At 71.0% G+C, this 26363-nt stretch carries 23 protein-coding genes; 5 read left to right on the forward strand and 18 right to left on the reverse strand.

Annotation, left to right across the window (positions count from 1 at the left end):
* Nucleotides 1-20: 20 nt before the first annotated feature.
* On the forward strand, nt 21-3458 hold the full coding sequence (locus DEJ14_RS09795; RefSeq protein WP_146249676.1) for an SdrD B-like domain-containing protein: 3438 nt from the start codon (nt 21-23) through the stop codon (nt 3456-3458).
* Nucleotides 3459-3505: 47 nt separating this feature from the next.
* Entirely contained in the window at nt 3506-4537 is a 1032-nt protein-coding gene (locus DEJ14_RS09800; protein ID WP_111084013.1) for an alcohol dehydrogenase catalytic domain-containing protein, read from the forward strand.
* On the opposite strand, the gene DEJ14_RS09805 is transcribed toward DEJ14_RS09800, so the two are convergent.
* From DEJ14_RS09805 to DEJ14_RS09835, 7 genes are all read right to left on the reverse strand, one after another.
* Nucleotides 4534-5160 (reverse strand): hypothetical protein, encoded by a 627-nt coding sequence (locus DEJ14_RS09805; RefSeq protein WP_146249675.1) that lies wholly within the window; start codon nt 5158-5160, stop codon nt 4534-4536. The genes DEJ14_RS09800 and DEJ14_RS09805 overlap by 4 nt on opposite strands.
* Nucleotides 5161-5202: 42 nt before the next feature.
* Entirely contained in the window at nt 5203-5799 is a 597-nt protein-coding gene (locus tag DEJ14_RS09810) for a dihydrofolate reductase family protein (protein WP_111084011.1), read from the reverse strand.
* A 161-nt stretch (nt 5800-5960) separates the two neighbouring features.
* Nucleotides 5961-6116, reverse strand: a complete 156-nt coding sequence (locus DEJ14_RS09815; RefSeq protein ID WP_181437397.1) for a hypothetical protein — start codon at nt 6114-6116, stop codon at nt 5961-5963.
* Nucleotides 6117-6242: 126 nt separating this feature from the next.
* On the reverse strand, nt 6243-6509 hold the full coding sequence (locus DEJ14_RS09820) for a M48 family metalloprotease (RefSeq protein ID WP_111084010.1): 267 nt from the start codon (nt 6507-6509) through the stop codon (nt 6243-6245).
* A gap of 119 nt (nt 6510-6628) precedes the next feature.
* The gene (locus DEJ14_RS09825) at nt 6629-9022 is read right to left on the reverse strand and encodes an ATP-binding cassette domain-containing protein (protein ID WP_111084176.1); all 2394 of its coding nucleotides are present in this window, start codon (nt 9020-9022) and stop codon (nt 6629-6631) included.
* A gap of 170 nt (nt 9023-9192) precedes the next feature.
* Entirely contained in the window at nt 9193-9648 is a 456-nt protein-coding gene (locus DEJ14_RS09830) for an NUDIX hydrolase (protein WP_111084009.1), read from the reverse strand.
* 10 nt (nt 9649-9658) lie between these two features.
* Nucleotides 9659-10420, reverse strand: coding sequence for an SDR family oxidoreductase (locus DEJ14_RS09835; protein ID WP_111084008.1), 762 nt, complete (start codon nt 10418-10420; stop codon nt 9659-9661).
* 154 nt (nt 10421-10574) lie between these two features.
* On the opposite strand from DEJ14_RS09835, the gene DEJ14_RS09840 reads away from it, so the two are divergent.
* Together DEJ14_RS09840 and DEJ14_RS09845 are read left to right on the forward strand one after the other, a co-directional pair.
* Nucleotides 10575-11048: an NfeD family protein gene (locus DEJ14_RS09840; protein ID WP_235035827.1), complete on the forward strand. Its 474-nt coding sequence runs from the start codon at nt 10575-10577 to the stop codon at nt 11046-11048.
* On the forward strand, nt 11045-12271 hold the full coding sequence (locus DEJ14_RS09845; RefSeq protein ID WP_111084007.1) for an SPFH domain-containing protein: 1227 nt from the start codon (nt 11045-11047) through the stop codon (nt 12269-12271). Before DEJ14_RS09840 ends, DEJ14_RS09845 begins: the two co-directional genes overlap by 4 nt.
* A gap of 73 nt (nt 12272-12344) precedes the next feature.
* Here DEJ14_RS09845 and DEJ14_RS09850 read toward each other — a convergent pair whose 3' ends face one another.
* The 9 genes from DEJ14_RS09850 to DEJ14_RS09890 all read right to left on the reverse strand — a co-directional run bounded on the left by DEJ14_RS09850 (nt 12345) and on the right by DEJ14_RS09890 (nt 22775).
* On the reverse strand, nt 12345-12695 hold the full coding sequence (locus tag DEJ14_RS09850) for an RNA polymerase-binding protein RbpA (RefSeq protein WP_111084006.1): 351 nt from the start codon (nt 12693-12695) through the stop codon (nt 12345-12347).
* A gap of 145 nt (nt 12696-12840) precedes the next feature.
* The gene (lnt, locus tag DEJ14_RS09855) at nt 12841-14433 is read right to left on the reverse strand and encodes an apolipoprotein N-acyltransferase (RefSeq protein WP_258373167.1); all 1593 of its coding nucleotides are present in this window, start codon (nt 14431-14433) and stop codon (nt 12841-12843) included.
* Nucleotides 14434-14444: 11 nt separating this feature from the next.
* Entirely contained in the window at nt 14445-16889 is a 2445-nt protein-coding gene (locus DEJ14_RS09860; protein ID WP_111084004.1) for a DEAD/DEAH box helicase, read from the reverse strand.
* Complete coding sequence (gene tatC / locus DEJ14_RS09865; protein WP_111084003.1) at nt 16886-17638, reverse strand: twin-arginine translocase subunit TatC; 753 nt, start codon at nt 17636-17638, stop codon at nt 16886-16888. Before tatC ends, DEJ14_RS09860 begins: the two co-directional genes overlap by 4 nt.
* A 190-nt stretch (nt 17639-17828) precedes the next feature.
* Nucleotides 17829-18800, reverse strand: coding sequence for a helix-turn-helix transcriptional regulator (locus DEJ14_RS09870; protein ID WP_111084002.1), 972 nt, complete (start codon nt 18798-18800; stop codon nt 17829-17831).
* Nucleotides 18793-19824 (reverse strand): helix-turn-helix transcriptional regulator, encoded by a 1032-nt coding sequence (locus DEJ14_RS09875; protein ID WP_111084001.1) that lies wholly within the window; start codon nt 19822-19824, stop codon nt 18793-18795. The genes DEJ14_RS09870 and DEJ14_RS09875 overlap by 8 nt, the downstream gene beginning before the upstream one ends.
* A 71-nt stretch (nt 19825-19895) precedes the next feature.
* On the reverse strand, nt 19896-20822 hold the full coding sequence (locus tag DEJ14_RS09880) for an FKBP-type peptidyl-prolyl cis-trans isomerase (RefSeq protein ID WP_111084000.1): 927 nt from the start codon (nt 20820-20822) through the stop codon (nt 19896-19898).
* Between the two features lie 43 nt (nt 20823-20865).
* The gene (locus tag DEJ14_RS09885; protein ID WP_258373166.1) at nt 20866-22020 is read right to left on the reverse strand and encodes a tRNA (adenine-N1)-methyltransferase; all 1155 of its coding nucleotides are present in this window, start codon (nt 22018-22020) and stop codon (nt 20866-20868) included.
* Nucleotides 22017-22775 (reverse strand): HAD family hydrolase, encoded by a 759-nt coding sequence (locus DEJ14_RS09890; RefSeq protein ID WP_258373165.1) that lies wholly within the window; start codon nt 22773-22775, stop codon nt 22017-22019. Before DEJ14_RS09890 ends, DEJ14_RS09885 begins: the two co-directional genes overlap by 4 nt.
* 204 nt (nt 22776-22979) lie before the next feature.
* Here DEJ14_RS09890 and DEJ14_RS09895 point away from each other — a divergent pair, with 204 nt between their 5' ends.
* On the forward strand, nt 22980-23915 hold the full coding sequence (locus DEJ14_RS09895; protein WP_111083998.1) for a proteasome assembly chaperone family protein: 936 nt from the start codon (nt 22980-22982) through the stop codon (nt 23913-23915).
* A 342-nt stretch (nt 23916-24257) separates the two neighbouring features.
* Here the strand turns inward: DEJ14_RS09895 and mshC are convergent, their stop codons facing one another.
* Complete coding sequence (gene mshC, locus DEJ14_RS09900) at nt 24258-25502, reverse strand: cysteine--1-D-myo-inosityl 2-amino-2-deoxy-alpha-D-glucopyranoside ligase (RefSeq protein ID WP_111083997.1); 1245 nt, start codon at nt 25500-25502, stop codon at nt 24258-24260.
* The gene (locus tag DEJ14_RS09905; RefSeq protein WP_111083996.1) at nt 25499-26329 is read right to left on the reverse strand and encodes an undecaprenyl-diphosphate phosphatase; all 831 of its coding nucleotides are present in this window, start codon (nt 26327-26329) and stop codon (nt 25499-25501) included. The genes mshC and DEJ14_RS09905 overlap by 4 nt, the downstream gene beginning before the upstream one ends.
* Between the last annotated feature and the right edge of the window lie 34 nt (nt 26330-26363).

The raw sequence follows: 26363 nt of genomic DNA on the forward strand, positions 1-26363 counted from the left end.
CGTCCGCCCGAGGAGTCCCCATGCGAACACGCTTCCCGATCCGAGCAGCAGTCGCCACGGCGTTGTCGATGACGCTCCCGCTCGCTGCCGTCGCCCCGGCGAGCGCGACCACCGCAGTCAGGGGAGCAATCGGCCCGACCGCGTCCGTCGGTCCGGCCGGGATCGTCGGTCTCGCCGTGAAGGTCACGAAGGACGGGAACGGCCCGTTCAGCCCGGACGACCGACCCGGTGGCGACTCGAGCCCGATGAACGGCATCGTGCGGACACTCGACGCGATCACCTACAGCGTCGAGATGAGCGTGAACGACGGCGGCAGCGTCAACCAACGGTTCGTCGTCAGCGCTCCGACCGGCACGACCTGGGCCGGGCTGCCGAAGCCGTGCACCGGGGCGGCGTCGCGCATCGACGGCCAGCGCCTCACCTGCTCGGTCGGTGACCTGGACGAGGGCCACCTCGTCGAGGTCCCCGTGGTGCTCGACGTCTCCGGCAGCATGCGTCACGGCGACGCGATCGACGTGACGGCCGAGGCCACAGCGGACAACGCGGACAACGGCGTCGTGACGGCAGACGCGCCGACCGTGACGGTCTCGGCGGCCGCGCGCTACAACCTCAGCAAGGACGTCGTCCGTTCGTCACTCACCCCCGACTTCGCCGGTCCCGACGGCGAGCCAGGCCTGCGTCTCGTCTACCCGATCGCGGTCAACTGGGAGCCCGTCATCGCCGGACAGGGCCTGCTCGGCTTCGAGTCGAGCGCCGGGCCGATGACCTTCACCGACGACCTCTCCGAGATCCTCGGCGACTTGCCGCAGACCGCGGTGCTCTGGAACGGGACAGCGCCCGCCTGTGGGGTGAACGCGGCGAACGGCTGGCGGTTCGACGGTCTCCCGGGCGGACGCGGCGGCGGAGCGCGCAACGTGGTCGACTCGGGGGCGATCGACTGCGAGCAGTCCGCGCCCGGTGCGGACGTCGATGTCACGATCACGGACACGGTCACGGATCCGGACCGCATCCCGACGCAGTCCCTCAACGGTGGCCCGGTCACCGGCGGCACCAGGGCGTACTTCGTGTCGGGCTACCTGAGCCTGTGGCTGCCCTACCCACCAGACGGCAACTCCGTCCTGTCGGTCAACCGGTACTCGGCCCTGCAGACCACCTCGGCGAGCGGCGGCCAGAACTACCCCGGCCGCGAGGAACCGCTCGCCGACAACTCCACGTCGCGCAACCTGGTGGGTCGTGGATCCGGCACCGCCGGCAAACGACTCTGGCGCGTGATCGACCGCGCCGGCACGGTGGTCGAGGGGTCCGCCCGCGCGGGCGATCCGTGGGTGACGCACGGGCAGGTCCTGCGCAGCGACGTCACCGTCCACAACGACGGGTTCAGCCGGTACGTCGGCACGATCGTCTGCGACACGTTCGACCGCGGGACTCAGCACCTCACCAGCGGTGGCACCCCCGGGGCCACCGCGTGGACCAGCGGGCTGAGTGGATCGAGGGTCGAGTACGCGGCCTACGACATGACGAGCCCCGCGTCCGGGCAGCAGCACACGTGCGGCGCCGACGACGGCCCGTGGTTCGTCAGTCCGGATGACGTGCCCGGTGGTCGTACCGCCGTCGGCGCCGTGCGCGCGGTCGGCGACGTCGCCGGTGGGGCGACTGCGGTGCTGCACACGTACGTCGCGGTGGCGTCCGTGCCGTCGGGTACCCGCGCCCACGACTTCGGCCACGCGCTGTTCGGCGACCACACCGACACCTGGACCCACGACACGACCCGTCCGGAGAACGGTGCCGGAGCGATGGCGGACAGCGTCCTGGTCACGGAGAACCTGGCGCGCATCGGGAAGAAGATCGTCGATCCAGGCTCGACCGCAGACGACACACCGGACAAGACGAGCTTCGTCGTCTCCGGGAGCACCCTCGAGTACGCCCTCTACCCGACCCTCACCAACGGCCATTCCGATGGGCAGCCGACCACCGTGACGGTGCGCGATGTCCTGCCGATGCACACCGACTACCTCCCCGAGAGCGCATCCCGTCCGGCTGAGATCGACACCATCACGGACAGTGCCGGCAACCTCCGCCAGCGCCTCACCTGGACACTCGACGACGTGCAGCCGAACACGAAGATCACGCCGATCACCTACGAGGTGCAGGTGTCGAGACTCGCGCCCGCCGGGCCGGTGCAGAACTACGCGACCATCGTGTCGCCGACGGACAACTCCGAGTCGTTCCGCCGCGACACCCAACGAGCGGTGCAGGTCGTCGCCGCGGCCGGTGTCGGTGTGGAGAAGGTGGCGACCGAACCCGTCGTCGCGACGGGGGACCAGCTCGAGTGGGACCTGACCTACACGAACCGCGATGCCCGGGGCATCAGCGGCCTCGACGTCATCGACGTCCTGCCGCACCACGGCGACCCGCAGGGATCGGCCTTCCACGGGACGGTCTCGCTGGCGGATCGCGTCGACACCGCGCCTGGTGCCCGTGAGACCGTGCGCTACACCACGACCGATCCGGCTTCGATCGCGCTCGACGGGACGGCCGCGTCCAACCAGCCAGGCGGGAGCACCGTCTGGTGCGCGGCGGAGGACCTCGGAGACGCCGCGTGTGGGTCCGCGGAACTCGCCGACGTGACCGCCGTCCGGATCGAACGAACCGACGAAGTCGCCCCGGGTCAGTCGGTCCGACACCACCTCGCGCTGCGCACTCGCGGGGAGCGTGACGGCGACACGTACACGAACCGCTTCGGGCTCCGCGCCTCGAACCTCGAGCTCACCGCGCTGTCGAACCGCGCCACCGTTCGGCTGGTCGCCGGCAGCATCGGGGACCGGGTCTGGACGGACAGCAACCGCGACGGTCTCCAGGATGCCGACGAGGCGGGAGTCGACGGCGTTCCGGTTCGTCTGTCCGGCACGGACGACCGGGGTGCCGACGTCGAACGCGAGACCGAATCCGGTGCTGACGGCGAGTACCACTTCGACGGGCTCCGCCCGGGGAACTACGTCGTGGACTTCGCAGCTCCGGACGGCCGGCGGTTCACGAAGGAACACGTCGGAACTGATCGCGCCGTCGACTCGGACGCCGGCCAGGACGGCGAGACGTCCGGGGTCTCGATCGCATGGGAACGCACCGACGAAGGCGCGAAGGAGTCCATCACCCGGAACCGCACCATCGATGCCGGGGTGCTGCCGGGCGATGCGCCGCCGGCCCCTGGGCCCGACCCCGGCACCCGCCCGGTTCCGGCTCCGGGCCCGAGCTCCGGTCTGACGACCGGGACGACGACGCCGACCGGCCCGACGACCAGTCCGACGGTCGCACCCCCGGCCGGTGCACCCGGAGGCGGCCAGGAGCTCGCCTTCACCGGCACCTCAGGTATGCCGCTCATCCTCGGTGGTGCCCTGCTGCTGCTGGCGCTCGGGGCCGCGATGCTCGGGACGAATCGGAACCAGGGGCACCGGCGCTGACGCCTCCGTCACCGTCGTTCTTCGACGCCGTCTGCGACGATGGTCGGATGCGCGCAGTCCAGTACGACCAGTTCGGATCCGCCCCGTCGATCGTCGCCCTGCCCGATCCGGTGGCACCGGACCACGGTGTCGTCGTCCGGGTCGCAGCGACCGGGTTGTGCCGCAGTGACTGGCACGCCTGGAAGGGGCACGACGACTCCGTCGCACTGCCGCACGTCCCCGGGCACGAGTTCGCCGGTGTCGTCACGGCCGTCGGGGACTCGGTGACCCGGGTGTCGGTCGGCGACCGCGTGACCGCACCCTTCGTGTTCGCTTGCGGGACGTGCCCGGAGTGCGTCGACGGCGCCACCCAGGTGTGCACGCGACAGCAGCAACCCGGGTTCACGCTGCCCGGCTCCTACGCCGAGTCGGTCGTCATCCCGCACGCCGACGTCAACGTGGTCGCACTCCCGGACGCCGTGGGGTTCGCCGAAGCCGCGGCACTCGGGTGCCGGTTCGGGACGGCGTACCACGCCCTGCACGCCCGAGGTCGGGTCGCGGCGGGGGAGTGGGTGGTCGTGTTCGGCTGCGGCGGCGTCGGCCTGTCGACGATCATCGTCGCGGTCGCGGCGGGCGCCCAGGTGATCGCGGTCGACGTCTCGTCCGCCGCACTCGAACGCGCGGCGGCTCTCGGTGCCATCACGGTGCCGATGGACGAAGGGGCAGTCGCCGCGGTCCGCGCTCGGACCGACGGCGGCGCGCACGTCTCGATCGACGCCTTCGGCAGCCGAGCGACCTCCGTCGCAGCGGTCGCATCCCTGCGCCCTCGGGGACGTCACGTGCAGGTCGGCCTGCTGCTCGACGACGAGGCCGAGCCGGTGATCCCGATGGGTCGCGTCATCGCCGATGAACTCGAACTCCTCGGGAGCCACGGAATCTCAGTGGGGGAGTACGCGGCAATGCTCGCCGACGTCGTCATCGGGCGACTGCGCCCGGACGACTCGATCGGCCGGACCATCGGCTTCGACGACCTGCCGGGCGCGATCGTGGCCATGGACCGTCCCGCCACGTCGACCGGGATGACCGTCGCCGTCTTCTAGCCGTCCGCGCTGACGCGGAGCAGCTGCACGGTGGCGTACCGGACGGCGTCCGATGCCTCGCGCAGGTCGTGGTCGAGCTGCCTCGCGATCTGCTCGGCGGTCCACACCGCACCGGCCTCGATGGTGTCGAGGGGGTGCACGGGCCGCTCCGGTCGGTTTGCCCAGTCCGCCAGGTGCGTCGTGCGGTCGTCGCTCAGGGGGACACCCAGTGCGGCGTCGGGGTCGCGGTGGGCGCGGTGCGCCTCTGCCACGACCGTGTCGATGTCGATCGGGGGAGTCAGCCCGGACATCCGGTAGCGGTCGGCGACCTCCTGCCACCACTCGGTCGCCCGTCGCAGGTGCCCCTCGGCTCGACGGACCATCTGATCGGTGATGTCGGCCTCGTGCTCAGCGTCGGTCTCGGCCGTCAGGAAGCCGTCCGAGTACCCGAGGATCCCCACGAGGTCGTCGGCGTCGGACCGGAGCAGTGGACGAGCGCCGCCCTCGACCGAGTCGACGGTCGCGGCGTCCCCGTGCCAGCCGCTCAGCCGCATCCGGAGAGCCCGGTCGTCAGGATCGGAACCGGCCAGTCGTTCGCGGACGCCCCGGAGGTTCCGGCCGATCTGGACATCGGTGAGTGTCATGGCGACGACGCTACGCATGCGACGCCGTCGGCGTCTCGGCGGTCACCGCGACGTCGGACGGTACACCAGCCCGAGCGCACCGCCGGCGAACGCCTCGGAACTGACCAGGTGCAGGTCGAGCTCGTCCGGCAGCCTCGCGAACACACCGTCCCCGGAGCCGAGCACCACCGGAAGCACGGCAAGCCGGTACTCGTCGACCAGGCCGGCCCGGACGAGGCTGCGACCGAACCCCGTTCCGCCCTGGGCGAGGACGTACCCGTCCAACTCCTGCTTGAGCGCTGCCACTTCGGCCTCGAGCAGTCCGGCTGCAACCCGCGCACCGGTCCAGGTCGCCGCCGCGGGGGAGCCGGGGTCGGGGACTGCCACCGTTCGCGGATCGAACTCGCGCTGCGTGGTGAAGACGACCTTGGGGATCCGGTTCATCGGTTCGGCGATTGGACCGGGTGCCGTCGGCCAGAAACCTGAGATGGTCTCGAAGGTTTTCCGACCGAACGCGTGCACGCCCGCACCAGCGACGACGTCGAGCACCCAGGCCATCGAGTCCGGACTCCCGCCGCGGAACATCCAGTTCGACTCGGCTCGGGGAGCGGCCACGAAGCCGTCCAACGACATCGACATCTTGAGGACGAGTTCACGCACGGGAAGCCCCTGTCCGGACCTGAGTTGACATAATATGCATTATCGGCGCACACTCGGAAGTGGCGCCGAACGGGCTTGGTGAGCAGAAAAGGTCGAGTCCACACGTGGGACTCGACCTCTTCTGCTCACTCGATGGCGGAACGTCAGGAACGTCAGGAACGTCAGTCGACTGGCTTCGTCGGGACGTCGTCGGCGTCGATCTCGAGCGCTGCTGGTTCGCCGCCCTGTTCCTCCAGGTTCTCCTGGTCGGTGTCCGGCTGTTCCGGCGCCTCGCTCTGGGTGGTCTCTTCGGCTGGGTCTGGCTGGCTGTAGCTCATGCGCCGGACGGTACGCCGCCGATGCCGATCGAGTGAGCAGAAAAGGTCGAGTTCCGATGGCGGACTCGACCTCTTCTGCTCACGATGCACGCCCGCGGACGTCACGAGTACGCCCTCGGACGGGCCTCACGACTGGGTGAGGATGACCGCCGTCAGGATGTAGCCGACGATGCCGATGACGATCGCGACGACGGAGAGGATGATGCCGGCGAGGACGGTGCCGCGGCTGCCACCACGCTTGCGCGCCAGGATGCCGAGCACGAGCCCGATGACGCCGGCGATGATGCCGATCAGGGCGATGAAGATGCCACCGACGACGCCGACGATGCCGAGCACCAGGGAGACGACACCGAAGGTGTTGGACTGAGCGGGCGCGTTGCCGGGGTTGGACATGAGAGCTCCTTCGATCAGGACGCCGATCCAGGCCGGGTAGCCGATCGTGAGCGTCGATCAAACGCTATCCGAATCGCACCGGCAACGTTCAGGTTCCCTGCACGAACCTGTCCCCTGCTTCAGGCGCCGACGTAGGCCGCCAAGTGCTGGCCGGTCAGTGTCGAGCGGGCGGCGACGAGGTCGGCGGGCGTGCCCTCGAACACGATCCGTCCGCCGTCGTGCCCCGCGCCGGGCCCGAGGTCGATGATCCAGTCGGCGTGGGCCATGACGGCCTGGTGGTGCTCGATCACCACGACGGTCTTGCCCGAGTCCACCAAACGGTCGAGCAGCCCGAGCAATTGGGCGACGTCCGCCAGGTGCAGTCCGGTGGTCGGTTCGTCGAGCACGACGATGCCACCCGGCTCACCGAGGTGGGTCGCGAGCTTCAGCCGCTGCCGTTCCCCTCCGGAGAGCGTCGTGAGCGGCTGCCCGATGGTCAGGTACCCGAGACCGACGTCGGCCAGGCGCGCCAGGATCGTGTGCGCAGCCGGCAGCGCGGCGGGACCGTCGGCGAAGAACACCACGGCCTCGGCGACGGACATGCCGAGGACCTGGCTGATGTCCTTGCCGCCGAGCTGGTAGCCGAGCACCGACTGGTCGAACCGTTTGCCGTCGCACTCCACGCACGGGGTGGCGATGCCCGCCATCATCCCGAGGTCGGTGTAGACGACGCCGGCGCCGTTGCACGCGGGGCACGCGCCCTCGGAGTTCGCGCTGAACAACGCGGGCTTCACGCCGTTGGCCTTCGCGAACGCCTTGCGGATGGGTTCGAGCAGTCCGGTGTAGGTCGCCGGGTTGCTGCGTCGGGAGCCGCGGATCCCGCTCTGGTCGATGGCGACGACACCCTCGCGATGTGCGAGCGACCCGTGGATCAGCGTGCTCTTGCCGGACCCGGCGACGCCCGTCACGACGGTGAGCACCCCGGTGGGGACGTCCACGTCGACGTCGTCCAGGTTGTGCGCCGATGCACCGCGGATCGCGATCGCCCCGTCAGACCGACGGACGGCGGTCTTCACCGAGACGCGGTCGTCGAGGTGCTGACCCGTGATGGTCCCGCTCCCCCGGAGCCCCTGCACCGGGCCCTGGTAGCAGAGCGTCCCGCCGCCGGAGCCGGCGCCCGGGCCGAGGTCGACGACGTGGTCGGCGATCGCGATGACCTCGGGCTTGTGCTCGACCACGAGCACGGTGTTCCCCTTGTCGCGCAGGCGAAGCAGCAGGCCGTTCATCCGCTCGATGTCGTGCGGGTGCAGACCGGTGCTCGGCTCGTCGAAGACGTACGTGACGTCGCTGAGGGACGACCCGAGGTGCTTCACCATCTTGACCCGCTGTCCCTCTCCCCCGGACAGCGTGCCGGTCGGGCGGTCGAGCGAGAGGTAACCGAGACCGATCTCGACGAACGACTCGAGCAGGTCGCGGAGGCCGTCGAGCAGCGGCGCGACGCCGGGGTCGTCGATGGCACGCAGCCACGGGACGACGTCGGTGATCTGCATCGAGCAGACGTCGGCGATGCTCTTCCCGCTGATCCTCGACGAGCGGGCGATGTCGTTCAGCCGGGTGCCGCCGCACGCCGGGCACGTCGTGAAGGTGACCGCGCGGTCGACGAAGGCGCGGATGTGCGGCTGCATCGCCTCGCGGTCCTTCTGCAGCATCGAGCGGCGCACCCGGGGGACGAGCCCTTCGTACGTCATGTTGATGCCGGCGATCTTCTGCTTCGTGGGCTCGCGGTAGAGGAAGTCGGCGCGTTCCTGCTCGGTGAAGTCGCGGATCGGGGTGTCCTTGTCGAAGTACCCGGACTCCGCGTACATCCGGACGTTCCACCCGTCGGTGCCGTAGCCGGGGATCGTGATCGCCCCGTCGCCGAGCGCCTTCGAGTCGTCGAACAGCTGCGTCAGGTCGATGTCGTTGACGAGCCCGCGCCCCTCGCAATCGGCGCACATGCCACCGAGCCGGGTGAACGAGACCTTCTCGGCCTTGGCGTCCTTGCCCTTCTGCACCGTGATCGCTCCCCCGGCGGTGACCGTCGCCAGGTTGAACGAGAACGCGTTCGGACCACCCACGTGCGGGTCGCCCAGACGGCTGAAGAGCACCCGCAGCATCGCGTTCGCATCGGTGGCGGTACCGACGGTCGACCGCGGGTCGGCTCCGATGCGTTCCTGGTCGACGACGATCGCGGTGGTCAGGCCGTCGAGCAGGTCGACGTCGGGTCGTGCGAGCGACGGCATGAAGCCCTGCACGAAGGCGCTGTACGTCTCGTTGATCATCCGCTGCGACTCGGCGGCGACGGTGCCGAAGACGAGCGAGCTCTTGCCGGACCCGGACACACCGGTGAACACCGTGAGTCGACGCTTCGGCAGGTCGACGTCGATCCCCTGCAGGTTGTTGGCGCGGGCACCGCGCACGCGGATGCGGTCGTGGCCGTCGGCGGCGTGCACGCTCCGGCTCGGTGCGGCGTCGTCACCGGAACTGGTGTGCATGTCGATCAGCGTACCGGCGGGTACCGACACCGACAAGGCAACCCCGCACCGTGCGTTGGACGCACCCGATCACCGGACGGGAGGCACGGGTCGGGTCCGCACCGCGCCTCCCGTCAGCACCGTGCGCACCTTCTCACCCCTGCGCGCTTCCACGTGCCGGGCCGGAGCGGTCAGGCCGCGGCGAACCGGCGGACCAGGTCCGGCAGCTCCGCCGGTTCGTACGGTTCGTCGGTGGCGTCGAGCTCGTCGGCGGTCCACCACCGCGACGCGAGGATGTCGACCCGCTCGTCGTCGGTCCACTCGGCGTCCGACAGCTCGAAGCCCGGTGTGCGCACGACGTAGAACTCGCTGTGGCCGCGGTCGTGGTCGGCGAGGTCCCACTCGACGGTGAAGTCCCAGGACCAGACCGGCTCGCCCGGGTCGTCGATGACGATGCCGGTCTCCTCGCGCAGCTCGCGGATCGCCGCGTCGCGGTGGTCCTCACCGGGGTCGACCCCGCCACCCGGCGTGATCCACCGGTGGGCGCCGTCCGACGACGGGGAGTTCGTGTCCATCAGGAACACGCGACCCTCGGGGTCGAGCAGGATGATGCGGGAGGTTCGGCGCAGGCCGGGCGTGGCAGTCACCCGCCCGACGCTAGCCGACGAAGCCGCTGACGTCGCCGACGAGCTTGGTGTGGTCGGCGGGGATCGGCTCGATCGCGGCGAGGGCGATCTCGGCGGCGAACTCCGACACGCTGTAGAGCTTGCCGACCTCTTGCCGGCGGCCCTCGATCGCGCCGGGGTTCAGGCGGTTCAGCAGGGTCGCGGTGATCGTGCCCTCGATCATGTCGCCGGAGACGACGACGAACTCGATGCCCGCGGCCTCGAGCTGCGGGATGAGCTCACGGAGGGCGAGCTCGCCGGCGCGCTTGCTCTTGGCGACCGGGACGTACTCGTCCATCGTCTCGGCGGTCTCGACGAAGTGGGCCTGGTGGCTCGTCACGAACACGACGCGCGACCCGGCGGGCATGTGCGGCACGGCGGTCTGGAGCATGTCGACCTGCGCGTCGCGGTTCAGGCGGAGTGCGTAGTCCTCGCCGAGGCCGGACTCCATGCCGCCCGAGGCGTTCAGGACGAGCAGGTCGATGCCGCCCCACTCCTGCACGACGGTGTCGACGAGGGCCTGCACCGATTCGTGGTCGGTCAGGTCGGCGCCGATCGCCAGGGCGGAGCCGCCGGCGGCGACGACCTTCTCGGCGATCTGCTCGGCGCGCTTGGCCTTGTTGCGGTAGTTCACGACGACCTTGGCGCCGGCCTCGGCCAGGTACCCGACGGTGTCGGCGCCGATGCCGCGCGACGAGCCGGTGACGACGGCGCGCGTGTCGGTGAGGGATCCGGGGGCGAGGGGGTTGCTCACAGTCGTGTTCTCCAGGTCGTGTTCCGGCCGGTCGGCCGCACCGAGCCTACCAATCGCCTGCACGGCCGACCGACCCTCCTGATATGTTGAACGGAGTTGTACCGGCCGTCGCGACGCTGCGAGCCACGGCGCGCGACCGAGGGAGGGAGATCGCGTGAACGGAATCGATTGGATCCAGACCATCGTCTGGATCGGACTCGTGTTGCTGCTGGGAGTGGTCGAGATCTTCACCCTCGACTTCATCTTCATCATGCTCGCGGCCGGAGCCGCCGGTGGGTTGATCGCCGCGCTGCTCGGCGCCCCGTGGTGGCTGTCGGCCATCATCTCCGCCGTGCTCGCGCTCGTGCTGCTGTCGCTCGTGCGACCGCGCCTGCTGCTCATGCTCGGTCGAGGCGCCGACCCGCACCGCACGAACATCGAGGGGCTCATCGGGCTCCCGGGCACCGTCGCCGTCGCGTTCACATCATCTGCTCCCGGCCAGGTCCGCCTGGCCAACGGCGAGACCTGGAGCGCACGGTTCGCCGTGGGCGCCATCGACCGCACACCGCCACTCGGCACCCCCGTGGTCGTCGAGTCGATCGAGGGGTCGACCGCGGTCGTGCGCCTCGCAGAAAGGGCCACCTCGTGACCATCTCACCCGGGACGATCGCACTGCTCGTCCTGATCCTCGTCGTCGTCATCTTCGTGATCGTCGTCCTGGCCAAGGCGATCCGCATCGTCCCGCAGGCCACCGCGGGCATCGTGGAACGCCTCGGCAAGTACCACAAGACGCTCTCGCCGGGCCTGAACCTGCTCGTGCCGTTCATCGACCGCCTGCGGCCCCTGCTCGACATGCGCGAGCAGGTCGTGTCGTTCCCGCCGCAGCCGGTGATCACCGAGGACAACCTCGTGGTCTCCATCGACACCGTCGTGTACTTCCAGGTCACCGACGCCCGCGCGGCGACCTACGAGATCGCGAACTACCTCGGCGCCGTCGAGCAGCTCACCACCACCACGCTCCGCAACGTCGTCGGTGGCCTCAACCTCGAAGAGGCCCTGACCAGCCGCGACAACATCAACGGTCAGCTCCGCGTCGTGCTCGACGAAGCGACCGGCAAGTGGGGCATCCGCGTCGGCCGTGTCGAGCTCAAGGCGATCGAGCCGCCCGTGTCCATCCAGGACGCCATGGAGCAGCAGCTGCGTGCCGAGCGGAGCCGTCGTGCCGCGATCCTGCAGGCCGAGGGCACCAAGCAGTCCCAGATCCTCGAGGCCGAGGGACAGCGGCAGGCTGCCATCCTCGCGGCCGAGGGTGACGCCAAGGCCCAGGTGCTCCGCGCCGAGGGTGAAGCCTCTGCCATCGCCACGGTCTTCGAGGCCATCCACACCGGTGACCCGGACGACAAGCTGCTCTCCTACCAGTACCTGCAGATGCTCCCGAAGATCGCCGAGGGCACCGCGAACAAGCTCTGGATGATCCCGAGCGAGTTCACCGAGGCACTGTCCGGCATCGCGAAGGGCTTCTCCGGCGGACGGAGCGGCAGCGGCCCGGTCGCCGGCGCCGGTACGGGCGGGGACTTCCTCTCCCGCATCTCCAAGCTCGCGAACGAGAGCCTGGCGAACACCGCCGCTGCCGGGTCGGCCGACACGACCATGCCGCGTGCGGACGCCACCGCCGCGGACATCGTCCCCGAGTCCGACCTCGACGCACGACTGGCCGAGTCGAACCGGAGCGTCGACGCGCACCTCGCAGCCGCCGACGACGCGACCGCCGAGAAGGTCGACGACGCACCGGCCCCGCGGGCCGACGCCGCGCAGCACCCGAACGACGAAGCGTCGGGGCACCGCACCAGCGACGGCTCCGGCCGACGCTGACCCGCACCACCACGAACGACGATGCCCGCCCCGGGGAACCGGGGCGGGCATCGTCGTTCGTCAGGTGGTGGTGTCAGGCACCGCGTCGTGCACGGAGGACCTGCAGGCGCTCTTCGAGGAGCTCCTCGAGTTCCTCGCGCGAGCGACGCTCGAGCAGCATGTCCCAGTGGGTGCGGGGCGCCTTGACGTCCTCTGCTGCGACCTCGACGGGGATGCCGTCGTCACCGAGCAGGCGTCCTTCGCGACCGGAGCGTGGCTCCGACCAGGTCTGGGGCACGTCTGCGTCAGCGGAGAAGACGATGTCGAAGGTCTCCCCCGAATCGGTCTGGTAGACCGCGCGCTTGCGGTCCGAGAGCTCGACGCCCTCTTCGCTCTGGAGGCTCTGACTCCCGAGCCGCATGCCGCGGAGACTCCGATCAGCCATGTGTGTGCTCCTCTCGCTCGTCTGCCCTCCACAACACTGTCCCACGCGCCGTCGTTCCCGACTGGGCGCATTCACAGTCCGTTCCCAGTGCGTGGCCCCGATGCACAGGATCACGGCCTCGGACGCACAGGGACGCGGCGGCGGATCAGGAGCGCGTACGGCGTCCCCACGGCGCGCAGGCGAGCAGCACGAGGAGCCCGCCGAGCGACAGGAACACGGCGATCGACCCCGAAGCGAGCGACGCCGGGGTCGTCGAGGTGCCGAGCGGCACGTCGGTCACCATCGAGGTCGCGGTGTACTCGGGGACCCGGTCGATGGTGCGTCCGGACGGGTCGATGACCTGCGAGGCGCCGACGGTCGAGATGTTGACGAGGGACCGACCGGTCTCGATCGCCCGCATCCGTGCGATCTCGAGCTGCTGCAGGTTCTCGTCGGTGCCGGAGAAGTCCGCGTTGTTCGTCTGCGCGAGGATCACCTGCGCTCCTCCGCGCACCATGTCGCGGGACAGCCCGTCGTCGACGATGTCGAAGCAGATCGCGATGCCCGCCTTGATCCCCGCCACCGGCAGGACGTTCGGCTTCGTGCCCGGCGTGTAGTCGCGCTGCAGCAGGCCGATCAGGGACGGCGCGAGCTTCGAGAAGAACCACCGGTCCGGCACGTACTCGCCGAACGGCACCGGGCGCTTCTTGTCGTAGGACGACTGCCACCCGTCAGCGGTCCACACGAACGAGGTGTTGTGCAGCACCCCGGACGGGGTCTGCGTGATGGCGCCGGCGACCAGCGGCGCCCCGACCGAGTCGACGACGGCGTCGAGCGACGACGCGATCACGGGCTGCTGGCGCGGGTCGAACTCGGCGGAGGCCTCGGGCCAGACGACGAGGTCGACGCCCTTCGCCTCGACGTCGGTCGCCGCGACCTGTGCCGCCAGGACCTCGCCCGGCGCAGCACCGTCGAAGTACCCGGCCGGACCGTTGCCCTGCACCGACTCGATCCGGACGGTGCCGGAGGTCGCGGTCGGCCAGGCCGGCACCGCCAGCACGGCGGCGACGAGCAGACCGGCGGTCGCGACCCGGACCGGCAGCCGCAGGGTCGCTCCCGGCGCCCGCGGGGACACGAGGGCGAGCGACACGACGACCGCGACGCAGTAGACGACGACGAACGTCACCCCGAGGACGCCGACGTACGCGGCGAGGTGGGTGAACGGCCCCTGCGACTGCGACAGGCCGACGCGCCCCCAGGCGAAACCGCCGTACGGCCAGCTCCCGGAGAACCACTCGCGTCCGGTCCACAGTGCGGCGACCACGGCCGGGAGGCCCCACACACGTCCGGCGGTCGAGGGCACCACGCGCGCGACCCAGCGGTACGCGAGGGCGATCGCGACGCTGCCGAGGGCGAAGAACGCGGCCTCCAACAACGCCAGTGCGAACCACGGGACGGGCCCCAGGTAGCGGCCGGCCCACGAGATGGCCGGGATCCAGAACGCGGCACCGGCCACGTAGCCCAGCCACGCGGCCCTGCGGGCACGCTGGCCCATCGCGGCGAGCAGCATGCACGCGAGCGCCGGGAAGGCCAGGAACCACCAGCCGGGCGACGGGAACGCGAGCGCGAAGAGCACCCCGCCGATGACGGCCAGGGGCAGCGCGGTGCCCAGCGGGAGCGCCGCGAACGGGCCGTCCGCGACCGCACCGCGGCCCACGCGCGCGGACACCCCACGCACACCGGTCTCCGGAACCCGCACCGTGCCTCCTGTCAGACCGCGGCGTAGGCGACGATGCCGCGGCGCACCGCGTCGGTCGCACGTCGGGCGGTCTGGGCGAGGTCGTCGTCACCGGCGTTCCGGATCTGGTCGAGCAGGTCGATGACCTGCTTCGACCAGCGGACGAAGTCGCCGGCGGGCAGGTCGAGGGTGCGCAGGACGTCGTCGAGCGCCGAACCGGAGGCCCAGCGGAACATGCCGACCGCCATCGCCGGGGTGGGCGGCACCGACCCGGCCAGACGGGCGTCGCGCTCGATGTCGTCGAGGCGCGACCAGATGGTCAGGGTGTCGTCGAGCGCCGGACGGAACGCGCCGCGCGGCAGTGCGTGCTCGGTGCCGGGGGCGTCGTCGCGACGGGGCTGGTAGATGATCGTCGCGGCCATCGCGGCGAGCTGCGCCGGCGTGAGGTCCTTCCAGACGCCCGCCTCGAGGCACTCGGCGACGAGCAGGTCACGGTCACCGTAGATGCGCTGCAGTCGGCGGCCGCCAGCGGCCACGGTGGCCTCGCCGTTGCCGGCGTCGACGAGGTAGCCGAGCTGCAGGAGCACGTCCGTGACCCGGTCGAACGTGGTCGCCACGGCACCGGTGCGGGACCGGATCTGCTGGAGCAGCTTGTCGTTGACGCGCTTGAGCTTCCACCAGCGCTCCGCCCAACGAGCGTGCGCCTCGCGGTCGGGGCAGGCGTGGCAGGGGTGCCGCTGCATCTGTCGACGGACCGCCGTGATCGCGGCCTGCCGTTCCTGCCGCGCGCCGTGCGAGGCCTCGCGCCCACCGGGCACGTTCGTGCGCTCGAGGTCGGAGAGCTCGCGGCGGAGCGTCGAGTACTCGGTGAAGTCGCCGAGGTGGCACTGCATGGCCTCGCGGTAGCCCTCGAGGGACTCTTGCTGCGAGCGGACCTTGCGGGCCAGGTCGACCACGGAGCGGTCGGCCTGGAACTGCGCGAACGAGGTCTCGAGGACCTCGCGCGTGCGCTGCCGCCCGAACTGCTCGATCAGGTTGACGGCCATGTTGTACGTCGGCTTGAACGACGAGTTCAACGGGTAGGTGCGTCGGCTGGCGAGCGAGGCGACGGCCTGCGGGTCGAGGCCGTCGGTCCACTGGATGACCGAGTGCCCCTCGACGTCGATGCCGCGGCGCCCGGCACGCCCGGTGAGCTGCGTGTACTCCCCCGGGGTGATCGGGACACGGGCCTCGCCGTTGAACTTCTCGAGCTTCTCGAGCACCACCGTGCGCGCGGGCATGTTCACACCGAGCGCCAGGGTCTCGGTGGCGAAGACGACCTTGAGCAGCTTGCGCTGGAAGAGGTTCTCCACCACTTCCTTGAACGCGGGGAGCATGCCGGCGTGGTGTGCGGCGACCCCGCGCTCGAGGCCCTCCAGGAACTCCCAGTACCCGAGGACGGCGAGGTCCTCGTCCGGAAGCGTGCGGCAGTGGTACTCCGCGGTCTCGCGGATCTCGTTGCGCTCCGGGACGGTGGTGAGCGACAGGCCGGAGCGCAGGACGTTCCGGACGCCCTGGTCACACCCGGCGCGGCTGAACACGAAGAAGATCGCGGGCAGCAACATCCGCTCGTCGAGCATGTGCGCGATGCGTTCGCGGTGCAGTTTCTCGGTACGCGGCCCACGGCGGTCGTGGTATCCCCCACGGCCTCGTCCGCCACGGTGGCCGCCGCCGTGCCGTTCGCTGCGTGAAGCACCGCCGACCATGCGGAGCAGTTCCGGGTTGACGCGGTTCGTCGCCGCCGCACCACTGGAGTCGAACAGGTCGACCATCTTCGAGCCGACCAGGACGTGCTGCTCGAGCGGGACCGGGCGGTCTTCCGACACGATGACGTCGGTGTCCCCGCGGACGGCCTGCAGCCAGTCGCCGAACTCCTCCGCGTTGGAGACCGTGGCGCTGAGGGACACCAGCCGGACCTCGGTCGGCAGGTGCAGGATCACTTCTTCCCACACTGCACCGCGGAACCGGTCGGCCAGGTAGTGGACCTCGTCGAGGACGACCCAGGCCAGGTCGTCGAGCAGGTCGGAGTCGGCGTAGATCATGTTCCGCAGGACCTCGGTCGTCATCACGACGACCCGCGCGCGCGGGTTCACGTTGGTGTCACCGGTGAGCAGGCCCACCTCGGACTCGCCGTAGACCTCGACCAGCTCGGCGTACTTCTGGTTGCTCAGGGCCTTCATCGGCGTCGTGTAGAACACCTTCGCCGTCGGCTGCCGCATCGCCAGCCAGATCGCGAACTCGGCCACGATCGTCTTGCCGGCACCGGTCGGCGCGGCCACGAGGACGCTGCGGCCCTGGTCGAGTGCGTCGCACGCGGCGAACTGGAACGGGTCGAGGTCGAAGCGCAGGTCGGCGCGGAACAGCTCCAGGTTGCGGGAGCGGTTCCGGACCTTGGCGGCGGCGAAGCGCTCGGCCGCGCTGAGGTCCGCGCCCGTCACAGGCCGTACTCTTCGTCGAGCTTGGCCTGCTTCTTCGCCACCCTGCGGTCGTGGAACCAGGCCACGACGCACGCGGCGATGTAGAGCACCACCATCGGGACGGCCAGCAGGAACATCGAGATGACGTCGGCGCTCGGCGTGACGATCGCGCAGAAGACCAGGATGCACAGGATCGCGATGCGCCAGGACTTGATGATCGCCGCCGCCGACAGGACGCCGACGAAGTTCAGCAGCACGATGAAGACCGGCAGCACGAACGCGATGCCGACCGCGACGATGAGCTTGATGACGAAGTCGTAGTACGCCTTCGCGTCGACGATCGAGGTGTCCTGGCTCGACACGAAGCTGCCGAGGATGCCCACCACGTGGGGCAGGATGTACCACCCGAAGTAGCACCCGGCGAAGAACAGCGGGATCGCGGTGCCGAGGAAGCCCCACACGTACTGCTTCTCGCGCCGCACCAGGGCGGGCACGATGAACGCCCAGATCTGGTAGAGCCAGACCGGGCTGGCGATGACGATGCCGATCGTGATCGCGATCTGCAGCTTGAGGTCGAACGCACCCGTGATCATCGGGAAGTTCAGCTCGGCCGTGTGGCCGCCGACCTTGGCGAGCTCGGCAACCGGTGCCCGGAGCGAGTCCAGCACGAACGGGGTGAGGAACCATCCACCGACCGCCGCGATGACCACGGCGATCACTGCGCGGAACAGGCGGTTGCGCAGCTCGATGAGGTGCTGCCCGAGCGACATGCGGCCTTCGGCGTCGTTGTCACGGCGCCCTTGCCGCCTCGCTCGCCCGCGCGCGGTCGTCGAAGCCATGGGTCGATCCTACGGGGTGGGGGCCGACAGTTCGGCGCGCTCCGTGCGAACGCACATGCAGGAGCGGTCGGCGGGGCGGTCAGCCGCGTCGGTCGGCCGCGTCGGTCGGCGAGCGGCTGCGTCAGCCGGCGGCGAGGGCGGCGGCGGCGAAGTCCCGCACCGCGTCCCGCGCTGCGGGCGGGTCGAGCACCACGGCACGGCCGGGCAGCCCCGCGACGAGCCGGACCACGCCGTCGAAGCCGTTCGACGCCGCGAGCCGGATGCGCACGCGCGCCTCGGCGTCGGGAGCGTCCGCGGTGTCGGCGAGGAAGTCGGCCACGAGCGGCAGCGACGACGAGTCGAGCTCGACGGTGACGATGACGTCCTCTGCCGACTGCTGGAACAGCGTGTCCGGGATCACCACCTGGTCGGCCGACTTCTCCACCGCACGGTCGTCGACCCGTGCACCGGACATCCGGTCGAGGCGGAAGGTCCGGAGCGCCTGCCGGTCGAGGTCCCAGGCGCGGAGGTACCAGTCGGTGTCGATCGACTCGACGCGCAGCGGGTCGACCCGGCGGGTGCCGCCCTGGGTGCGCGGACCGGCGTACTCGAAGGACAAGCCGCGGCCGTCGGCCATCGCACGACGGATCGTGGCGAGGGCGACGTCGTGCAGGTCCTGACCGACCGCGACCGTCGACGCGGCACCGCCGGCACCGCGCGACAGCTTCGCCATGAGTGCTCGGATGGCGTCGCGATCAGCGGCCTCGGGCAGCGCGGAGAGGTACTGCAGCCCGGCGATGAGCGCAGAAGCTTCTCGCGCGGACAGCCGGGGCGAGTCGTCGATCGCGACGAGGTTCGTCAGGACGATCATCTCGTTCTGGTCGAAGTCGTCCCAGGCGATGTCGAACAGGTCGCCGTGCTGGTACTGCATCGTCTCGCCGGGGACCCCCGACACCGCGATGAGCTCCACGGCGCGGCGGATGCGGGCCTCGGGGACGCCGAAGTGGCGCGCGGCCTCGGCCACGGAGACGCGCTCGCGGTCGATCAGGTACGGCACCAGGGCGAGCAGGAACGCGAGCTTGTCCTGCGCCTGCAGGGGTTGGGCGTCAGCCACGGGCGGACTCCTCTCCGTCGCTGTGGTCGCGCACGAGCGCACGGAGCCGCTCGACGACGCGCAGCCGCAGGTCCTCCGGCTCGAGCACCCGGACCTCGGGTCCGAACGCCGCGAGTTCCTCGGCCAGGATCTGCGGGTCGACGTGGTGCAGCACGAGTGCGCCGTCGGCGTCGGTCTCGGTGTCACGACGGCGGGCGAGCCGCCGCTCGGCGTCGGAGCCGGGGGTCACCGCGATGCGCGCCGTGCGGGCGGACCAGATCCGTTCGAGCTCGGCGAGCGTGCGCTCCCCCGCGCCCACCGGGGCGGTGTGCTGCCCGACGTCGTACTGCGTGACCGGTCCGACGATGCGTGAGAGCAGGTAGTTCTTGTCCGAGTCCGTGGCGAACTCGTGTGCGGCGAGCATCCAGCGGCCGCCGTGCTGCACGAGGGCGAGCGGGGCGACCTCGCGACGACGGGCCTCGTGCTGGCCCGGGGTGATGTAGTCGAACCGGACGGCGGCACCGCGGTCGAGGGCGGAGCGGAGCGGCTCGAACGCTGCGTCGCGGGCCCGGAGTCGCGGGGCGTACGCGTCGACGCCGAGCTGGAGTGCGCCGTCGTCGTCCTCGGAGCCCGCGGACCGCACCTTCAGCAGCCCGCGACGTGAGTCAGCGGACAGGGCGCCTTCGCGCCAGGCCATGGCGGCCAGCGACAGCAGGGCGGACTCGTCCGGGGTGAAGCGGACGTCGACGGGCAGGTCGTACTCGCCCTTCGGGATCCGGTAGCGCAGCGTCTGGTTGTTGCCGGCGGCACCCGGCGTCTCGATGGTCTCGAGCGGGATGCCGAGCTCGCGGACGTCGTCCTTGTCACGCTCGAACTGCCGCTCGAGCGAGGCGTTGTCCCCACCCGGCGTGAACCGCTGGCGGTAGCCCTGCACGTTGGTCAGGATCTCCGCCTTGGTCAGCCCGGACTCCGTCGAGAGCAGCGCGAGCACGAGGCTGAACAGCCGCTCCTCTGCGGGCACACGGGGCACACGGGTCGCTGGCACGAGGCGATCCTACGGCAGCGCGGGTGCACCGGAGTGCACCCGCGCCGCGGTCGGTGGACGGTGTGGGAGCGTCAGCTCGACATCGCTCCGAGCACGTCGATGACGTACGCGTAGGCGGTGCCCTGCTGGTTCACGACGGCCAGGACCTGGTCGCCGACGTGCTGCCCGACGATGGCGTTGCGAACGCCCTCGTCGACCTGCCCCTTGGTGAGCGGCACGGTCTGCGCACCCGAGCCGTCGGTCCAGCTGGAGCCGGCAACGGACGGGTCAGCGCCCCACGTCACGGCGGTGTACTTGATGACCGCGGTGTCCTTGGCGGAGAGCACGCGACCGGACCCCTTGCGGAGCAGGTGCGTCTCGTTCGACTTCGGCGCGTTCCACGACGGGATCGTGATGCCGGGGGCACCGGACGGTGCGAGCACGACGGCGGGCATCTTGTCGCCGGCGAGCTGCGGAGTGCCGGTCGCGCGGGCGTCGAAGGCCCGCTTGACGTCGATGACGGCGATGACGGCGTCCTCGGTCTTCGTCGACGAGCCGCTGTCGGTGGTCGCGCTGGTGTCCGAGCTGCTGAGGGCGCTCTTCGGCAGCGCGACGGCCAGGCGGTCGCCGACCTGCGCGCACTCGAGCGACTCGCCGAGGGCGCCGTAGTTGCTCGCCCCGGCGGTGATCGGGGCCGTCTGCCCGGAGTACCCGCTGGTCTGGGCGACCTCGCCGGTGGCACCGTCGACGAGCGTGTACTCGATCAGGACGGGCGTGCCGTCGTCGATGGTGCGGCCGTCGCCCTGCTTCAGGACGGAGACCTGCGTGCCCTTCGTGGTGAGTCCGCTCGGGATCGACACCTTCGGCTCCTTGCCGAACGCGCCGGTGGCGGTCACCGCTTCGGAGGCCGCACCGGGTGCGGCGCAGCTCGAGGGGGTGGTGCCGGCGCCGTTCGAGGCGCACGCCGTGAGCGACGCCACGAGACCGATGGTGACCAGGAGTGCGGGGATGGTGCGCACGGACCCTCTTTCCGTTCGATGCAGGACGGGCACGTCCGTCAGCCTACCGTTCGCCGTCGGTCGGCTCGGACCCGTCGCTGACCGACTCGGACGCGTCGCTGACCGGCTCGGACCCCTCGGCAGCAGCGGCTGCGGACCCGGCCTCGGCAGCAGCGGCTGCGGACCCGGCCTCGGCAGCGGCGACCTTGCGGGCCTGCGCCGCCGACTGCCGCGCGACCTTGCGGAGCTTCTTGTCGCTCGTCGCGCGCTCGCCCACGGCACCGGGGGTCCAGGCCTCGATGTCCTCGTCGGAGAACTCGACCTTGCCCGCGCGGCGCTTCAGGTTCGGCAGGACGGTGCCGTCGGCGAGACGTCGGGCCGTGATGAGGAACCCGGTGTGCCCGACCATGCGGTGGTCCGGTCGGACGGCGAGCCCCTCGACGTGCCAGGTACGCACCAGGGTCTCGCTCGGCATCGGGTCGGTGAAGCGGCCGGTGTCGCGCAGGGCCTCGGCCGTGCGGGACAGCTGGGTGACGGTCGCGACGTAGCAGACGATGAGTCCGCCGGGCACGAGTGCGTCGGCGGCGGCGTCGACGCACTCCCACGGCGCGAGCATGTCGAGCACGACGCGGTCGACGCTCTGCCCCTGGACCGCGCCGGGCAGCTCCTCGACCAGGTCACCGACGGTCACCGACCAGTTGTCCGGGACGGCGCCGAGGAACGTGCCGACGTTGCCCTGCGCGATCGCGGCGAACTCCTCGCGACGCTCGAACGACTGCAGCTGCCCCGTCGGACCGATCGCCCGCAGCAGGAACAGGGAGAGGGCACCGGAACCGACGCCCGCCTCGACCACCCGGGCGCCCGGGAAGACGTCCGCGAACGCCACGATCTGGGCGGCGTCCTTCGGGTAGACGATGGCCGCACCACGCGGCATCGACATCACGTAGTCGTTGAGCAGCGGACGGAGCGCCAGGTACTCGTCGCCCGTGCTGGCACGGATCACCGAGCCGTCGGGCTGGCCGATGACGTCGTCGTGCCGGAGGACCCCGCGGTGCGTGTGGTACTCGCCGGCGGTCTCGAGGGACAGCGTCGTGAGCTTGCCCTTCGGGCCGGTGAGCTGCACGCGGTCGCCGGCCCGGAACGGGCCACGCGGGGGCGTGTGGGGTGCGCCTCCGGCGGTGTGCGGCAGGGCCGCTGTCGGGTCGTCGGTGTGGCTCATCGGGTGACTCCCTCGGTGTCCGCAGCGTGCGCCGGGTCAGGAGCCGGGCCTCCCGTCACGGCAGCGCGTGCGGCCAGCGCCGGCGTCGTCAACTCGACCAGGCGGGCGACGTCGACACCCGACAGGGTGGTCAGGTGCACGTCACCGCCGGCGATCTCGGACAGCGGGACGATGTGCTCCACGGCGACCGTGACGGCGCCGGAGGCGACGGCCGAGGCGACGCCGGTGGCGGAGTCCTCGATCGCGACGCACGCGGTCGGCTCGACGCCGAGCTGGGCGGCGGCGGAGAGGTACGCGTCCGGGAACGGCTTCGGACGGTCGACGTCGTCTCCGGCCACGACGACGCGGAACCCGCGCTCGCCCAGTGCCTCGGCGGCGACGAGTGCCATCTTGCGGCGGGACATCGTCACCAGCGCGGTGGGGATGCCGCGGGCGTGGAGCTCCTCGACGAGTTCGCGGGCACCCGGGCGCCACGGCAGCTCACCTGCGCGCAGGTGCTCCATCACGTAGTCGGTCATCCACTGGATGATCTCCTCGACCTCCATGTCGACGCCCTTGGCGCGCAGGAGCTCGCCGGAGCGCTCGAGGCCGGAACCGACCAGGGACAGGCCGTCCTCGTGGGTCCACTCGGCGCCGTAGCGGTTCGTCAGGTCGACCTGGGAGCGCTGCCAGATCGGCTCGGTGTCGATGATCGTGCCGTCCATGTCCCACAGCACGGCTGCGGGCGGGACGAGGGCAGGAGGATGCGCGGTCACGGGCGACGAGTCTACCGGGGCCGTGCGCCGCGGCGGGCGCGGGCCGTGCGCCGCGGCGGGCGCGGGCCGCCTTGCCGTTCCGCTGGGCGCGGACGCGCATGCCCGCGGGCGTCGCCGGGGCCTACAGTGGATGCCTGCATCGTGTCCGGCCGGGTGCCTCGTCGTGCCCGCCCCGCTCCGCTCCACCACCAGGAGGTCCGCTCCGTGCCACAGCACTCCCCCTTCAGCGACGGCCGGTTGCTCGTCGTCGCCTTCGAGGGCTGGAACGACGCCGGCGAAGCCGCGAGCGGACTCGCCCGACGCATCGTCGAGTCGCTCGGGCTCGACGAGCTGCGCGAACTCGACGGGGAGCGGTACGTCGACTACCAGTTCAACCGTCCGACCATGGGGTCCGACGAGACCGGTGCCCGCGGGGTGCAGTGGCCCCGCATCGTGCTGCACGGCCCCGGAGCAGAGGGCCGTCCGGTCATCGGCGCCACCGGCTCCCCGACCGACCGCGACGTGTTCGTGCTCGTCGGTCCGGAGCCCTCCCGCACCTGGCGCGGCTTCTGCGCCGAGGTCATCGACCTCGCCGACGTCTACTCGATCGACGCCGTCGTCTTCGTCGGCGCGATGCTGGCCGACGTCCCGCACACCCGTCCGATCTCGGTCTTCGTGTCGAGCGAGAACGCCGGCGTCCGCACCGCGTTCGACGTCGACAAGTCCTCGTACGAGGGCCCGACCGGCATCCTCGGCGTCCTGGCCGACGCGATGGACAAGGCCGGGCTGACCACGCTGTCACTCTGGGCCTCGGTCCCGCACTACGTGCACAACTCGCCGTCGCCCAAGGCCACCCTCTCGCTGCTCGACAAGATCGAGGAGCTCACCGACGTCACCGTGCCCCGCGGCACCCTGCTCGACGACGCCACCGAGTGGGAGGACGGCATCGACGCCCTCGCCGCCGACGACGAGGACATGGCCTCGTACATCGGGCAGCTCGAGCAGGCACGCGACACCGTCGACTCCCCCGAGGCCTCGGGCGACGCGATCGCGCAGGAGTTCGAGCAGTACCTGCGGCGCCGCGAGCACAAGGACGGCAAGGACGGCGGCACCGCTGGTGGCGAGGGGCCCTGGCGGCCCCCGCAGCCGCCCCAGCAGTAGGGCGGGCGGCCCCGGCGCGTGCGGTCACGACACCCCGCTCACTTCCGCCGAGCGGTCGCGAACTGTCGGTTGCCGCCCGCCTCGGCGACAGTTCCTGACCGACCGGCGACCGGCACACGACGTGTTGCGACCGCACGGCGGACGGGAGGCGCGGGACGGGTCCGCCACGGGCCTCCCGTCCGGGGGTCGCGAACGGTCACGACACCCCGCTCACCTCCGCAGGGTGGTCGCGAACTGTCTGTTGCCGCTCGCTCAGGCGACAGTTCCTGACCGAACGGCGACCGGCACACGACGTGTCGTCACCTGTCGACGCAGGCCGACAACGACGCCGCCGGCCCGAGCTCAGGCCAGACGGATGCCGAGCAACGCGTCGATCAGGTCGGCGAGCTCCGGCGTGCACGCCGTGCCCCCGGCGATCGCGGTGTCGACTGCGGCGACCGCACCCGGCGTGTCGAGGTCGTCGGAGACCCGAGCCCGGATCCGGGACGCGACGTCGGCCGCGTCGTCGGCGTGCCCCGCAGACGCACCCGATGCCCAGGCGTCCCAGGTCGCGAGGCGCGTCGTGGCACTCGTGAGCTCGGCGTCGAACCACTCCCAGTCGTCGGAGTACTTGTGCGACAGCAGCGCGAGCCGGATCGCCCGGGGGTCCGCACCGTCGTCGAGCAGCCCGCGCACGGTGACGAGGTTGCCGAGCGACTTCGAGATCTTCGTGCCCTGGTAGGCGATCATCCCGGTGTGCACGAACGCGTGCGCCAGGGGCTGGTGCGCCAGGGCCGCTGCGTGTCCCGCGCTCATCTCGTGGTGCGGGAAGACGAGGTCACTACCGCCGCCCTGCACGCTGATCGGCAGGCCGAGACGGTCGCCGGCGATGACGCTGCACTCGATGTGCCAGCCGGGCCGGCCGGGGCCGATCTCGGAGTCCCAGCTCGGCTCACCGTCGCGGGCCGCACGCCAGAGCAGCGGGTCGAGCGGGTCGCGCTTGCCGGGGCGCTCCGGGTCGCCGCCGCGCTCGGCAGCGAGCGTGAGCATGGTCTCGCGGTCCAGGCCGCTCTCGTCGCCGAGCGACCACGCGTCGGTGGGGTGGTTCACGTCGAAGTACAGGTCGTCGCCTTCGGCGTCCGGGGTGGGGACCTCGTAGGCGGAGCCGGTCTCCTGCAGGAACGCGACGGCCTCGGCGACGCGGTCGACCTCGTCGGTGACGGCGACGAAGTCGTCGGGCGGCAGGATCCGCAGCGACTCCATGTCGCGGCGGAACAGGTCGATCTGCGACGCGGCCAGTTCGCGCCAGTCGACGCCGTCGCGGGTGGCGCGCTCGAGCAGCGGGTCGTCGACGTCGGTGACGTTCTGCGCGTACTCGACGTCGAGGCCGGCGTCGCGCCACGCGCGGCCGAGCGTGTCGAACGCCAGGTACGTCGCCGCGTGCCCGAGGTGGGTGGCGTCGTACGGGGTGATCCCGCAGACGTACAGTGCGGCGCGCTCGTCGCCCTGCGTCGGGTCGACCGGCTTGCCGGTGGCGGTGTCGTGCACGACGGGCCGCGGCGCTGCGCCGGGGACGTCGGGGACGGACGGGGCCTGCCAGGCCCTCACGGCTGGATCACTCCGAGCGACAACAACACGATGAGAACGATACCGAGTGCGATGCGGTACACGACGAACGGCATGAAGCTGCGCTTGCTGATGTAGTTCATGAACGCCGCGATCACCACGAACCCGACGACGAACGCCACCACCGTCGCGATGAGCGTGTCCGCGAGTCCGAAGGGCGCTCCGTGGTCACCGAGGCTCGTCGCGGCCTCGTACAGTCCGGACAGGAACACCGCGGGGACGGCCAGCAGGAACGCGAACCGCGCCGCTGCCGGTCGCGTGTAGCCGAGCGCGAGCCCCATCGACACGGTCGCGCCGGAGCGGGAGACCCCGGGGACGAGTGCGAGCACCTGCGCGAGCCCGATCAGGATGCCGCCACCGAAGGTCATGTGTTCGATCCGACGTTCCTTGCGGCCGACGACGTCGAGCACACCGAGCACGATGCCGAACACGATGAGCACGATCGCGACGATCCAGAGCGAACGGAACGTGGTCTCGATGGAGTCCTTCAGCAGGAGCCCCGCGATGCCGATCGGGATGGTGCCGAGGATCACGAGCCACCCGAGGCGCACGTCGGGGTCGCCCTTCGGGACGTCGCGCCGGAACACGGAACGGAACCACCGCCCGATGATCCGGGTGATGTCCTTCCAGAAGTAGATGAGCACCGCGGTCTCGGTGCCGAGCTGGGTCACCGCGGTGAAGGCCGCGCCCGGGTCCTTCGCGTCGGGCAGGAACAGCCCGACGATGCGCAGGTGCGCGCTGGAGGACACCGGCAGGAACTCGGTGAGCCCCTGGACGAAGCCGAGGAAGATCGCCTCGAGGATGTGCACGCACGGGCCTTTCGGGGGGAGGGCGGTCAGGACA

This window comes from Curtobacterium sp. MCJR17_020 (assembly GCF_003234365.2).
Classification (GTDB): Bacteria; Actinomycetota; Actinomycetes; order Actinomycetales; family Microbacteriaceae; genus Curtobacterium.

Excerpts from the sequence above, each read along its gene's own strand:
- DEJ14_RS09795 (WP_146249676.1), top strand. The coding sequence starts at position 21 with ATGCGAACACGCTTCCCGATCCGAGCAGCAGTCGCCACGGCGTTGTCG.
- DEJ14_RS09800 (WP_111084013.1), top strand. The coding sequence starts at position 3,506 with ATGCGCGCAGTCCAGTACGACCAGTTCGGATCCGCCCCGTCGATCGTC.
- DEJ14_RS09805 (WP_146249675.1), bottom strand. The coding sequence starts at position 5,160 with ATGACACTCACCGATGTCCAGATCGGCCGGAACCTCCGGGGCGTCCGC.
- DEJ14_RS09815 (WP_181437397.1), bottom strand. The coding sequence starts at position 6,116 with ATGAGCTACAGCCAGCCAGACCCAGCCGAAGAGACCACCCAGAGCGAG.
- DEJ14_RS09820 (WP_111084010.1), bottom strand. The coding sequence starts at position 6,509 with ATGTCCAACCCCGGCAACGCGCCCGCTCAGTCCAACACCTTCGGTGTC.
- DEJ14_RS09825 (WP_111084176.1), bottom strand. The coding sequence starts at position 9,022 with ATGCACACCAGTTCCGGTGACGACGCCGCACCGAGCCGGAGCGTGCAC.
- DEJ14_RS09850 (WP_111084006.1), bottom strand. The coding sequence starts at position 12,695 with ATGGCTGATCGGAGTCTCCGCGGCATGCGGCTCGGGAGTCAGAGCCTC.
- tatC (WP_111084003.1), bottom strand. The coding sequence starts at position 17,638 with ATGTCGCTCGGGCAGCACCTCATCGAGCTGCGCAACCGCCTGTTCCGC.
- DEJ14_RS09885 (WP_258373166.1), bottom strand. The coding sequence starts at position 22,020 with ATGAGCCACACCGACGACCCGACAGCGGCCCTGCCGCACACCGCCGGA.